Annotated in this window: 12 protein-coding genes, 1 pseudogene and 1 riboswitch; of the genes and pseudogenes, 12 read left to right on the top strand and 1 reads right to left on the bottom strand. The window is 28.8% G+C overall.

The genetic code is table 11. The features are described 5' to 3' along the window. Nucleotides 1-147: 147 nt before the first annotated feature. The 7 genes from H8891_RS11480 (at nucleotide 148) to fabZ (ending at nucleotide 6,038) form a co-directional block, all read left to right on the top strand. Nucleotides 148-894: a YwmB family TATA-box binding protein gene (locus tag H8891_RS11480; RefSeq protein WP_187006554.1), complete on the top strand. Its 747-nt coding sequence runs from the start codon at nucleotides 148-150 to the stop codon at nucleotides 892-894. 24 nt (nucleotides 895-918) lie between these two features. Beyond that, nucleotides 919-2,172, top strand: coding sequence for a UDP-N-acetylglucosamine 1-carboxyvinyltransferase (gene murA / locus H8891_RS11485; RefSeq protein WP_147547475.1), 1,254 nt, complete (start codon nucleotides 919-921; stop codon nucleotides 2,170-2,172). Nucleotides 2,173-2,246: 74 nt separating this feature from the next. Next, nucleotides 2,247-3,269: a stage II sporulation protein D gene (spoIID, locus tag H8891_RS11490; protein WP_187006555.1), complete on the top strand. Its 1,023-nt coding sequence runs from the start codon at nucleotides 2,247-2,249 to the stop codon at nucleotides 3,267-3,269. A gap of 143 nt (nucleotides 3,270-3,412) precedes the next feature. Continuing rightward, entirely contained in the window at nucleotides 3,413-4,093 is a 681-nt protein-coding gene (locus H8891_RS11495; RefSeq protein WP_147547471.1) for a M23 family metallopeptidase, read from the top strand. A 97-nt stretch (nucleotides 4,094-4,190) separates the two neighbouring features. Beyond that, nucleotides 4,191-4,457 carry a sporulation transcriptional regulator SpoIIID gene (gene spoIIID / locus H8891_RS11500; RefSeq protein WP_021122079.1) on the top strand — a complete coding sequence of 89 codons (267 nt, stop codon included), beginning with the start codon at nucleotides 4,191-4,193 and terminating at the stop codon, nucleotides 4,455-4,457. A gap of 104 nt (nucleotides 4,458-4,561) precedes the next feature. Beyond that, entirely contained in the window at nucleotides 4,562-5,602 is a 1,041-nt protein-coding gene (mreB, locus tag H8891_RS11505) for a rod shape-determining protein (RefSeq protein ID WP_187006556.1), read from the top strand. A gap of 7 nt (nucleotides 5,603-5,609) precedes the next feature. Beyond that, a complete protein-coding gene (fabZ, locus tag H8891_RS11510; protein WP_187006557.1) occupies nucleotides 5,610-6,038 on the top strand; it encodes a 3-hydroxyacyl-ACP dehydratase FabZ in 429 nt (142 codons plus the stop codon). Between the two features lie 51 nt (nucleotides 6,039-6,089). Here the strand turns inward: fabZ and yyaC are convergent, their stop codons facing one another. Further along, nucleotides 6,090-6,599, bottom strand: a complete 510-nt coding sequence (yyaC, locus tag H8891_RS11515) for a spore protease YyaC (protein ID WP_187006558.1) — start codon at nucleotides 6,597-6,599, stop codon at nucleotides 6,090-6,092. 141 nt (nucleotides 6,600-6,740) lie between these two features. Beyond that, a riboswitch (SAM riboswitch) is annotated at nucleotides 6,741-6,846 on the top strand. Between the two features lie 134 nt (nucleotides 6,847-6,980). Between yyaC and metK the strand changes: the two genes are divergently transcribed. From metK to hpf, 5 genes and pseudogenes are all read left to right on the top strand, one after another. After that, the gene (gene metK, locus H8891_RS11520) at nucleotides 6,981-8,174 is read left to right on the top strand and encodes a methionine adenosyltransferase (protein WP_187006559.1); all 1,194 of its coding nucleotides are present in this window, start codon (nucleotides 6,981-6,983) and stop codon (nucleotides 8,172-8,174) included. 134 nt (nucleotides 8,175-8,308) lie between these two features. Beyond that, on the top strand, nucleotides 8,309-10,537 hold the full coding sequence (gene recD2 / locus H8891_RS11525) for an SF1B family DNA helicase RecD2 (protein ID WP_187006560.1): 2,229 nt from the start codon (nucleotides 8,309-8,311) through the stop codon (nucleotides 10,535-10,537). Between the two features lie 28 nt (nucleotides 10,538-10,565). After that, nucleotides 10,566-10,694: pseudogene (locus H8891_RS15640) on the top strand (double zinc ribbon domain-containing protein); the annotation flags it as partial. Nucleotides 10,695-10,862: 168 nt separating this feature from the next. Next, entirely contained in the window at nucleotides 10,863-11,282 is a 420-nt protein-coding gene (locus H8891_RS15355; RefSeq protein WP_243207842.1) for a ComF family protein, read from the top strand. Between the two features lie 621 nt (nucleotides 11,283-11,903). Then, on the top strand, nucleotides 11,904-12,455 hold the full coding sequence (hpf, locus tag H8891_RS11535) for a ribosome hibernation-promoting factor, HPF/YfiA family (protein WP_147547444.1): 552 nt from the start codon (nucleotides 11,904-11,906) through the stop codon (nucleotides 12,453-12,455). Nucleotides 12,456-12,470 lie beyond the last annotated feature (15 nt).

Here is a 12,470-nt window from a genome sequence, read left to right on the forward strand (position 1 = left end):
TATAACAAATATAAAAGCCTATGTAATTACATAGGCTTATTTTATGGTGAATACATTTTAAAATTGATAAATCATAAATAGTATAATCTTCTATTTTACGTTAATAATTATAAATATGAATTAAATGAAATCTAGGGGGTATATACTATGAAGAAAATATTAATTGTAATAAGTTTAGTATTTATGTTTTTACTAGGGTTATTTGTTTGTTATGGAGAATCAAAAAATAGTTCGGAAAATAATGGATATCTGCAAATGATAAATTCTTTTGAAAATACAAATAGTGAATTTAAGTTTTATAATATTAAAGCAAATGCTTATATAGATAGATCTTTAAATAAAGAAGAAATGAAAAATATATGTGTGGATATTATTTCCATGCTAGGCTTAGAAGAGGCGCAATTAAAGTGGATAGAGAGCAAAAAGAAGGCTCAAAGCCAGGTATATGCACAAATAGAAGAAAAAAATAAAAATATATCTATAATTGTTGCAAATAAAAGCAAAAATGAGTCATATATTATAGTTGACATATTAGAAAATAAAGTATATAAAGATATAGTGGATATTTATACAGTTCTAGAAAATACTTTAAACAGCTACTGTAAAAGGGTTGATGTTTATACATGTTTAGCTGGAGAATATAAAAAAAAGTTACAACTATATAAATATGATGATATTTTGAAAAAAATATTATATAATATGAATGCTAAAGAAATAGATAGGGTAGAAGAGGAAAATTTTATGTCAGTTACAGCTTTTAGTAAAGCTATAAAAACTGATTACTTAGAATATTTGGGAAATAAGGTAAATTTAAATATAGGAATTAGGTATAGTGAAAATGAAGAAAAAACAATGATTTATATAGCTACACCTATAATAAAATTAGATTATTAATAAGATTATGAGGAGAAAAGTAAAATGGCAAAAATTTTAGTGAAAAAGAGTAATCCACTTGTAGGAAATGTTAAAATAGATGGGGCGAAAAATGCAGTACTACCAATAATAGCAGCAACTTTATTAGCAGATGGAAAATCTGTATTAAAGGGAGTTCCAAACTTAAAAGATGTTCATGTAATATCTGATTTATTAAGACATTTAGGGGCAAAAGTTGAATATAAGGATTGTACATTAACGGTAGATGCAAGTGAAATAAAAACTTGTGAAGCTCCATATGAACTTGTAAGAAAAATGAGAGCATCATTCCTAGTAATGGGACCATTATTAGCAAGATTTAATCAAACTAAAATATCTATGCCAGGGGGATGTGCAATAGGTACAAGACCAATCGATTTACATTTAAAAGGATTTAAAGCATTAGGGGCAAATGTAATAATAGATCATGGATTTGTAGAAGCAAATACTGAAAAATTAGTAGGAAGTAAGTTATACTTAGATTTTCCATCAGTAGGAGCTACAGAAAATATAATAATGGCAGCTGCGTTAGCGGAAGGTACTACTATAATAGAAAATGCAGCAGAAGAGCCAGAAATAGTTGATTTAGCTAATTTCTTAAATGAAATGGGAGCTAATGTTAAAGGGGCAGGAACTAATACAATAAGAATAACAGGAGTTAAATCATTAAAAGGAGCAGAACATACTGTTATACCAGATAGAATAGAAGCTGCAACATATATGGTAGCAGCAGCTATGACAAAAGGAGATATAACTATAGAAAATGTAATGATGGAACATTTAAAACCTGTTGTAGCTAAGTTAAAGGAAGCTGGTTGTGAAATAATAGATATGGAAAATGCAGTTAGAGTAAAAGGTCCTGAGGTGTTAAAGCCAATAGATATAAAAACTTTACCTCATCCAGGTTTCCCAACAGATGTTCAAGCACAATTTATGGCTATGGCTACAATTGCTAACGGTACAGGTGTAGTTATAGAAACTGTATTTGAAAATAGATTTATGCATGTAGCAGAATTTAATAGAATGGGAGCTAACATAAAGATAGAAGGTAGAAGTGCTATAGTTACAGGAGTAGATAAATTATATGGATCTAAAGTAAAAGCTACAGATTTAAGAGCGGGAGCAGCTTTAATATTATGTGGACTTATAGCAGAAGGTGAAACTGAAGTAGGAGATATATATCATATACAAAGAGGATATGTGGATATAGATAAAAAAATCCAAGCATTAGGTGGAAACATAGAAATAATTGAAGACTAATATTTAGTAATAATTACATAGGGTTGTTCATAAAATTTATTGATTAGAAGTATTTATCTAAGGAGGAAAATTTTATGAAGAACCCTTTATTAGTTTTAGCTAGTACAGTGCTAGTTACAGTAGCGATACCAATTTTTATATCTGTATTTACTTATGATTCAGATATAAAACAAAATGATAACTCTATAAATCAATTCAATATTAAATCTAAAGGAACTAAAAAAATAATAAATTATGAAACTGTAAATAAAGAGTCCCCTAATATAAAAGTTTATAACCATAAAAAAGGACAAGTTGAAAATCTAGACATAGAAGAATATCTATGTAGTGTTGTTGCAGGAGAGATGTCACCTGAATTTGATATAGAAGCATTAAAATCACAAGCTGTGGCAGCAAGAACATTTACTATATATAATAAAAATACTAATAAACATAAAAATGCAGATGTATGTACAGATTATAAACATTGTCAGGAATATAAGAGTAAAGAAGAATTATTAAATAAAAATGGACAAGAATGGATGAATAAGTACTATAAAAAAATACAACAGGCTGTAAAAGAAACCAAAGGCCACATTGTTGTTTATAATGATCAACCAATACTACCACTTTACTTTTCTACATCTTCTGGAAATACAGAAAATAGTGAAGAAGTATTTAGCACTAAATATCCATATTTAAGGTCTGTAGATAGTCCATATGATAAAAGTGCACCTAAATATGCATCTAATATTAAGATAAACAACTCAGATTTTGTAAATACTATAAAAAAGGGTTATCCTAATATAAATATATCAGAGGATAACTTATCTAAGAAAATTCGAATTAAAAATAGAAGCAAAGGTGGATCAGTAAATGAAATTAAAGTTGGGAATAAAAACTTAACAGGTCGTGATATAAGAAATTTATTCAATTTAAATTCTGCTAATTTTGATTTGAAGTTTAATAAAGAGTATGTAGATATTGTAGTAAAAGGATATGGTCATGGTGTAGGAATGAGTCAATGGGGCGCACAAGGGATGGCAAATGAAGGGTACACTTATTACGAGATTTTAAACCATTATTACTCAGGTACGCAAATTAAAGATATATATTAAAACTCTAAACCAATCTTAATATTAGATTGGTTTAGAGTTTTTTTATTGTATAGAGTATAAAGAAATAAAAACTGTATAAAAATAACAAAAAAGGTACAAAATACAAATGTATGAAAATGTATGAATATATTTGGAGGTGCGTTATGAAAAAGAAAAAGCTATTAGAAAAAGATGGTTTTTATTTAGCTTTATTTGTGTGTGTTTGTTTAGTAGCAATTGGAGGTGTTTGGTTTACAAAAAATAGTGTGGATAATTTAGCAACTAAAAGTGGTTTTTTAGATAATAAAGATAAAGTTGCAAAAGGCGATGAAGATGAAGAAATACATTTAATAGAAGAAGAGAAAAAAGTTGTACCTACTACTACTAATTCAAAAGAGAATTTAGAAAAAGCAAAGGAAAAAGAAGTTAGTAAACAAAATGAAAGCAAACTTAATTATCTAGGTGAGAAAGTTATAAGAGAATACTCAGAAAAAGAACCAAGCTACTCAAGTACATTAGATGTTTGGGAAATACATAAAGGATTAGATGTACAAGCAAAGAAAGGAAGCAAAGTAAAATCTTTAATAAGTGGAAAAGTTACAGATATATTTGAAGATCAGCAACATGGAGTATCAGTAAAAATAGAATCAAAGGATAAAGTATCTGTTGTATATTCTAATTTAGATGAAAAAGTATCTGTAAAAAAAGGACAAGAAATTAAAGATGGAGATGTTATAGGTAAAGTAGGAAATACTACAAGTGTTGAGAGCTTAGATGCTCCACATGTTCATTTGACTGTAACAAAAGATGGTAAATCTATAGACCCTATGACATTGATTAAATAAAAAGTATAACAAGCTCAATCAAATTTGATTGGGCTTGTTATATTTTTTATTTAATTTACATATATATCACTAAGGCCAGATTTAAGGGGGGGAAGTTTTGAGATCTCACATAGAAGAAAGAGCTATAGTTGTTGCAAAGTATATATTAGAAAAGAAAACAACAGTTAGACAAACAGCTAAAACATTTGGTGTAAGTAAAAGTACTATACACAAAGATGTAACAGAACGATTGGAGGAAATTAACCCATCTCTTGCAAAAGAGGTCAAAATGGTTTTAGAAAAAAATAAATCAGAAAGACACATCAGAGGTGGAATGGCAACGAAACAAAAATATGAAATTAAATGTGACAAAAATGTAGGTTAATGTACCTACATTTTTTCTTGACTTAAAAGTAGTTTTTGTATATTTTGTATGTAGAGTATTAAAATTAACGAATAGTTTATGTAAATAAAAAGGAGTTGAAATAAATGACTAAAGGAGCTGACATTGGCATAGATTTAGGTACGGCGAATGTTTTTGTGTATGTCAACGGTAAGGGAATAGTTTTAGAAGAACCTTCTGTTGTTGCTATAGAAAAAAGATCTAAGAATGTTTTAGCGGTAGGATCTGAGGCTAGAAGGATGATCGGGAGAACACCTGGAAATATAGTGGCTATAAAACCTTTAAAAGACGGAGTAATATCTGATTATGATATTACTGAAAAAATGTTAAGCTATTATGTGAATAAAGTTGTAGATAAAAAGGGATTTTCTAGATTTTTTATGCCAAGAATAATGGTATGTGTTCCGAGTGGAGTAACAGAGGTAGAAAAAAGAGCTGTAGAAGAAGCGACTAGACAAGCTGGTGCTAGAGATGTATATATAATTGAGGAAACTATAGCAGCAGCCATAGGAGCCGGAATAGACATATCTAGAGCTGATGGAAATATGGTTGTTGATATAGGTGGAGGAACGGTAGATATAGCTGTAATATCTTTAGGTGGAGCTGTAGTAAGTGAATCTATAAAAATGGGTGGAGATAGATTTGATGAATATATAGTTTCATACATTAGGAAACATCATAACTTACTTATAGGGGATAGAACTGCTGAGCAAATTAAAATAAATATTGGGACAGCTTATCCTAGAGAAGAAGAAGTAACTATGGATGTTAGAGGCAGAAATTTAATAACTGGTCTTCCAGAAAAAATATCTATAAATTCATCTGAAGTATTAGAAGCTTTAGAAGATGGTGTGAATCAAATTGTTTCTACAGTTCGTTCTGTACTTGAAAAAACACCACCGGAGTTAGCCGCAGATATAAGTGATGCAGGAATTATAATGACGGGCGGAGGAGCTTTGCTATACGGTTTAGATAAAAAGATAGAAGAAGCAACGGGGATAAAGGTAAAAATAGCAGAAGATCCTTTAACATGTGTAGCTAAAGGAACAGGAGAATCACTTTCAACACTAGACTTATTAGAAATAGGTGGGACAGTACCATTTAAAAGAAAAATAAATAAAGGGTGATATTAATATGTTAAATATAGATCAGATAAAAGAATTAATACCTCATAGATATCCATTTTTACTTGTAGATAAAATATTAGACCTAGAGGTGGGAAAAAAAGCTATAGGTATAAAAAATGTAAGTGCAAATGAACCATTTTTTCAAGGACATTTTCCTAAATATCCTATAATGCCAGGAGTTTTAATAGTAGAGGCTATGGCACAAGTTGGAGCAATTGCTATGATGTCAATGGAAGAAAATAAAGGTAAACTAGGTGTGTTTGCGGGAATAGATAAAGTTAGATTCAAAAAAGAAGTTAGACCTGGGGATACTTTAAAAATGGAAGTAGAAATGCTTTCAATAAGAAGAAATATAGGAAAAGCACATGCTAGTGCATATGTAGGTGAAGAATTAGTATGTAGTGGAGAATTAATGTTTGCATTAGTTCAAAAATAAAGAAGCTGTCTTTTATACAGCTTCTTTATTTTTATATAATAAGGGGATAAGTTATGTTGAAAGTATTAAAGATAATGCTATTATTTCAGACATTTCTAAAATAAAGCTTAGGCGGATATTGTTAAAGGAAAATTTATTATTTTCATCAACTTTATCGACTATACCGACTATAGAATAATTGCCGATTTCTGGTAGCTTTTTTCCCACTCCTTTTCCAGGAAGAATAGGGCCTTTTCGTATTTGTAAATTTCCTATATTACTTTTTGACCCTAAACAAGCGTCTATAGCTAAAAAATTCCCCTTGGGGTGCTTTTTCTTTATAGACTGTAGAGATTCATATATATTTAAGGCATGAATAGGTTTATCTAAAGTACCATAAACAGGATATTTATAATTGCTGTTTTTTAACATCGTTCCAACTAAAGGGCCTAAAGAATCGCCTATAGCTCTGTCAGTTCCTATACAAACTATAACCGTATTCTCATCAATTATATCTTTTAATGTATCACTAAGTACTTGAACAACACTATCTTTTTTGTAGTTTACTTTAGCCAAATACATGGGAACATCCCCCCTTAAAATAAATATATGAAATTTATAAAAAAAAATAACAAGTAAAATTTTAAGAAATATGTTGATAAGAATTTTTAATAGTAGTATAATCATACATGTAAAATAAAAAAGTTAATAAATTTCTTAATTACCTTATTAAGAGAGGTGGAGGGACAGGCCCTGTGAAACCCAGCAACCATTCCGAATGGAAAAGGTGCTAATTCCTACAAGATATTTATATCTTGAAAGATGAGGTTAGTTAGTTATTGATGAATATAATTAACCTCTTCTTAAAAAGAAGAGGTTTTTTTAATATCAAAAAAACTATACAAACATAAAACTAAGGTAATGGAGATAAGTTAAAATATAAATGTATAGGAGGGTAATTAAATGGCAAAACATTTATTTACATCAGAATCAGTTACAGAAGGGCATCCAGATAAAATATGTGACCAAATATCAGATGCAATATTAGATGCATTATTAGAAAAAGACCCACTAGCAAGAGTTGCTTGTGAAACTACAGTTACTACAGGATTAGTATTAGTTGCCGGAGAAATAAGTACTAATACATACGTTGATATACCAAAATTAGTTAGAAATACAATTAAAGAAATAGGATATACTAGAGCTAAATATGGATTTGATGGAGAGACTTGTTCTGTTATAACAGCTATAGATGAACAATCAGGAGATATAGCTATGGGTGTAGATGAAGCTTTAGAAAATAGAAGCGGAGAAATAACAGAAGATGAAATAGAGAAAATAGGAGCTGGAGATCAAGGTATAATGTTTGGTTTTGCTTGTAATGAAACTGAAGAATTAATGCCACTTCCAATATCTCTTGCTCATAAATTATCAAGAAGATTAACAGAAGTTAGAAAAAGTGGAGAGTTAGAATACCTAAGACCAGATGGAAAAACTCAAGTAACTATTGAGTACGATGGAAATAAGGCTGTTAGAGTTCATACAGTTTTAATATCTACTCAACATTGTGAAACAGTAAGTAATGAAACAATAAGAAGAGACTTAATAGAAAAAGTTATAAAAGAAGTTATTCCTAGTGAGTTACTAGACGATGAAACTAAGATATACATAAATCCAACAGGAAGATTCGTTATAGGAGGACCTCAAGGAGATACAGGTCTTACAGGAAGAAAAATAATAATAGATACTTACGGTGGATATTCTAGACATGGTGGAGGAGCTTTCTCAGGAAAAGACCCTACAAAAGTTGATAGATCAGCTGCATATGCAGCAAGATATGTTGCTAAAAATATAGTAGCAGCAGGGCTTGCTGATAAATGTGAAATAGAATTAGCTTATGCTATAGGTGTTGCTAGACCTTTATCTGTATTTATAGATACTTTTGGAACAGGAAAAGTTAGTGAAGAAAAACTTGTTGAGTTAGTAAACAAGCATTTCGACTTAAGACCAGGAGCAATAATAAGAGATTTAGAATTAAGAAAACCAATGTATAAAAAAGTTGCAGCATATGGACACTTTGGTAGAACTGACTTAGATTTACCATGGGAAAGAACAGATAAAGCTGAAACTTTAAGAAGTGAAGCATTAGGTAAATAATAATTTATCTTTTAAAATTGAGAAGATAAGAAGACTGTAATTTTACAGTCTTCTATTTTTTTTATAACTATTTACTTGTATAATAATAATAAATTATGTAAACGATAAAGTTAGTATTTTATAGGAGATTATTTATGGAAAAAATAGAAGGAATGATAAGCGATATTGTATTTAAAAATGAAGATAATGGTTATGTTATTGCACATTTGTCAAATGAAAATAATGATGTTGTAATAGTTGGATGTATGCCGACCCTAACAGTTGGAGAGAGTATAGAGGTTGAGGGCAAATGGGTAAATCATAAAACTTATGGGACTCAGTTTGAAGTTAGTAGTTTTATGCCTGTTACTCCATCTTCTATAGAAGGTATATATGTTTATCTATCTTCTGGAATGATAAAAGGTATAGGAGAAAAAATGGCTAAAAGGATAATTGATAAATTTGGAGTTGATACATTAGATATAATTCAAAATTCTCCTCAAAGATTATCTGAAGTTGAAGGTATAGGCATTAAAAAGATAGAACAGATAGCCAAAAGTTATGAAGATGATAGAGAGCTAAGAAATATAATAATTAAATTATCTCCTTATGGAATAACTCCTAATTTTTGTTTGAAAATATACAAGAAATATAAAAATAAGGCAATAGATGTTATAAGCAAAAATCCATATAAACTAGCAGAAGATGTTAGGGGGATTGGATTTAAAGTAGCTGATAAAATAGCATCAAACTTAGGTATAGATAAATATTCAAAAGATAGAATAATGCAGGGAGTTTTATATACTCTTAATCAATCGCTAGCTAGTGGTCATACTTATTTACCTAAAGATATATTAGTAGAAGAAACCAGTAAGCTTTTGGGAATAGATAAAGAATATGTCTTAGATTCTATTTTGAATCTAGCATATGATCAAAAAATTCATATTGAAAGAAATCTTGGGAACACAGAACATATATATTTAATTCCTTATTATTTATCTGAAAATGGAGTATGTAAGCAAATTATAAAATTATCTCAGTCAGAGTTTAAAGATTTAAATATAGATATAGAAGAAGAAATAGAAAAAGTTGAAGAGGAAACGAATATAAAACTTGCTAAAAATCAAATTTTAGCTGTTAAAGAAGCTATAAATAGTGGATTAGTAGTAATAACTGGTGGGCCTGGAACAGGAAAAACTACTACTATAAATACAATAATAAAAGTATTTGAAAATAATAATCAAGAAGTTCTTTTAGCAGCTCCTACAGGTAGAGCTGCGAAAAGAATGAGTGAAACATCTAATAAAGAAGCTAAAACCATTCATAGATTATTAGAAATGGGATATGCTACGGATTCAGAAGAATTAGTATTTTTAAAAGACGAAGAAGATCCGATTAAAGCAGATGTTGTTATAGTAGATGAAGTATCTATGGTTGATGTTGTTCTTATGTATAGTTTGTTAAAAGCTATAAAACCAGGAACGAGATTAATACTAGTAGGAGATAGTGATCAGTTGCCATCTGTAGGAGCAGGAAATGTTTTAAAGGATATAATAGATTCTGAAGTTATTAATGTTGTTAGATTAAATGAGATTTTTAGACAGGCACAAGAAAGTATGATAGTAGTTAATGCTCATAGAATTAATCAAGGACTTCCACTACACTTAAATGTTAAAGGTAAGGACTTTTTCTTTATAAAAAAAGATACAAATGAAGAGATACTAAATGAGATTGTAGGCATAGTAAGTGAAAGACTGCCTAAATTTTACAAACTAGATAAACTAAAAGATATACAAGTGTTAGCACCTATGAGAAAAGGAGATTTAGGAGTAGCAAATTTAAATATTGAACTTCAAAAATATTTAAATAAAGAAGATAAGTATAAAGTAGAAGAAACTTTACAAAAGAGAATTTTTAGAGTTGGCGATAAAGTAATGCAGATAAAAAACAATTATACTAAAAAATGGGAAACAGAGGATAAAAGTGAAAGTGGAGAAGGTATATATAATGGAGATATAGGCTATATTTATCATATAGATAAAGAGAATAAAATAATATATGTATTGTTTGATCAAACAAAGATAGTATCATATGAGTATTCAGAATTAGATGAGTTAGATCATAGTTTTTGTACTACTATTCATAAAAGTCAAGGAAGTGAATTTCCCGCTATCGTGATACCTGTAGCTTGGGCTCCTCCGATGTTATTAAATAGGAATTTGTTATACACAGCTGTAACTAGGGCAAAGAAATTAGTTGTATTAGTTGGAAATGTAAAGTACTTAGAGTATATGATTAAAAACAATAGGACTAATGATAGATACTCAAACTTAAGTAAAAAGCTAAATAGATTAAAAAAAGAAGGGCTGCTGGTAAAAGATTAAATTAATAATACAAAAGTTAATAGATATTATATATCCGAGTAATATAAAATGTATTATATGTAACAAACCAATAAGTAAAGAAAATACCTATTCATTATGTAAAGATTGTTTTAAAGAACTTAATTTTATAAATGACGGATGTATAAAATGCGGAAAGACAATAATAAATCAATCAATAGAAGAGATTAGCTCAAAGGAATTACTTGATGGGTGTTTATCTTGTATAAATAAAACTTATTACTTTGATAAAGCCATAGGGTGTATTGAATATAATGAGTTTAGTAAAAAGATGGTATTTAAATTTAAATATAATGATAAAACATTTATGGCAAAGTATATAGCAAATATAATTAAAGATAAATTAGAGAGTGAAAACATAAAATATGATTATATATTATATGTTCCACTACATAAAAATAGAGAGCGAAAAAGGGGTTTTAATCAATCTAAGTTAATAGCAAAGTATTTAGGATGTATGACAAATATAGAAGTATTAAATTGTATAAAAAGAAATAAAAATACATCTAGGTTATTCAAACTAAAAAATGAAGAAAGAATTAAAGAATTAAAAAATGCATTTACTGTAAATGATAAAATAGGAATTTGTAAGAATAAAAATATATTATTAGTAGATGATATTTTTACTACAGGAAGTACTGTAAATGAAATATCTAAAATACTACAATGCAAAGAAGTAAATAATATATATGTATGCACATTATTAACAAAAATAAATTCTTATTGACATATACTTCTTAAGATATTAAAATAAATTAGTAATATGTTAGGTCTGTGGTTGAAAGTTCATGCCAGTTGCAGGCGAAAGGACCCACGTAAGTTAATTCTAAAAATGGGATTAATGATCATGGTGCAGCTTAGAAGTAAGACCTGCCGACATTAAAGTCGAGAGAGTCAGTAGTGCGGCGAACCCAAGCGAAATCTCCAGCAGGCGAGTGTGGGGGCAAAGACCAGGTCAGCTAAAATATTACGAAAGTACCTTTATAGGTGCTTTTTTTTTATCTAAAAAACAAATTTCGTTAAATTTATTCGACAATATGACAATAATAAACAAATTAATAACAAATAAACATTAGTTCTGTGGATATAATTTTTGAAAAAAGTGTGTAAAATCAAATAATCTATTACTTATTAACAATGTTATTCACATTATCCACAGGAAGTTAAAAAAATAAATCCACATAAGGTTAATAATATAAAACAATTCGACAAAAAATAAATTTAATTAAATTGAATATTATAATTGTAAGAAGCCAACAATAAAAATAAAGGAAATTGAATTTAAGCATAGAAATATATACGATAAGTATAGTTTTTATACTGGTATATTCTGAAGGGAGATGTTCTTATGAGAATAACAATATCTGGGAAACAAATGGAATTAACAGATGCTATAAAAGATGCAGTAGAAGAAAAATTAGAAAGATTAGATTACTACCTTCACCCAGAAACAGAAGTAAAAGTTACTGTAAGTGCTAAAAAAGCAAGACAAAAAGTAGAGGTAACTGTAATACCTATAAGTGGACCTATAATAAGAGCAGAAGATACAGAAGAAAGTTTATATGCAGCTATGGATGTTGTATATGATAAGCTTAATACACAATTAAGAAAATATAAAAAAAGAGTACAAGATAGACATCAGTCAAATGAAAGTATAAGATTTAGTCATATAGAGGATTTAACGGAAGAAGATCTACAAAATGAAAATGAAAACTCTATAGATATTTCAATAGATAGACGTAAGAAATTTAGTATTAAACCGATGAGTCCGGAAGAAGCTGTATTACAAATGGATTTACTAGGGCATGATTTCTATATGTTTACAAATGCACAAACTGATGATATATCAATAGTATATAAGAGAAAAAATGGCGGCTATGGAATAATAGAGCAAGAGTAGAATTAAATTTGATTA

This window comes from Paeniclostridium hominis, from assembly GCF_014306135.1.
Taxonomy (GTDB): Bacteria; Bacillota; Clostridia; order Peptostreptococcales; family Peptostreptococcaceae; genus Paraclostridium; species Paraclostridium hominis.

Excerpts from the sequence above, each read along its gene's own strand:
- fabZ (WP_187006557.1), top strand. The coding sequence starts at position 5,610 with ATGTTAAATATAGATCAGATAAAAGAATTAATACCTCATAGATATCCA.
- hpf (WP_147547444.1), top strand. The coding sequence starts at position 11,904 with ATGAGAATAACAATATCTGGGAAACAAATGGAATTAACAGATGCTATA.
- yyaC (WP_187006558.1), bottom strand. The coding sequence starts at position 6,599 with ATGTATTTGGCTAAAGTAAACTACAAAAAAGATAGTGTTGTTCAAGTA.
- mreB (WP_187006556.1), top strand. The coding sequence starts at position 4,562 with ATGACTAAAGGAGCTGACATTGGCATAGATTTAGGTACGGCGAATGTT.
- H8891_RS15355 (WP_243207842.1), top strand. The coding sequence starts at position 10,863 with ATGGCAAAGTATATAGCAAATATAATTAAAGATAAATTAGAGAGTGAA.
- H8891_RS11495 (WP_147547471.1), top strand. The coding sequence starts at position 3,413 with ATGAAAAAGAAAAAGCTATTAGAAAAAGATGGTTTTTATTTAGCTTTA.
- H8891_RS11480 (WP_187006554.1), top strand. The coding sequence starts at position 148 with ATGAAGAAAATATTAATTGTAATAAGTTTAGTATTTATGTTTTTACTA.
- metK (WP_187006559.1), top strand. The coding sequence starts at position 6,981 with ATGGCAAAACATTTATTTACATCAGAATCAGTTACAGAAGGGCATCCA.
- spoIID (WP_187006555.1), top strand. The coding sequence starts at position 2,247 with ATGAAGAACCCTTTATTAGTTTTAGCTAGTACAGTGCTAGTTACAGTA.
- murA (WP_147547475.1), top strand. The coding sequence starts at position 919 with ATGGCAAAAATTTTAGTGAAAAAGAGTAATCCACTTGTAGGAAATGTT.
- recD2 (WP_187006560.1), top strand. The coding sequence starts at position 8,309 with ATGGAAAAAATAGAAGGAATGATAAGCGATATTGTATTTAAAAATGAA.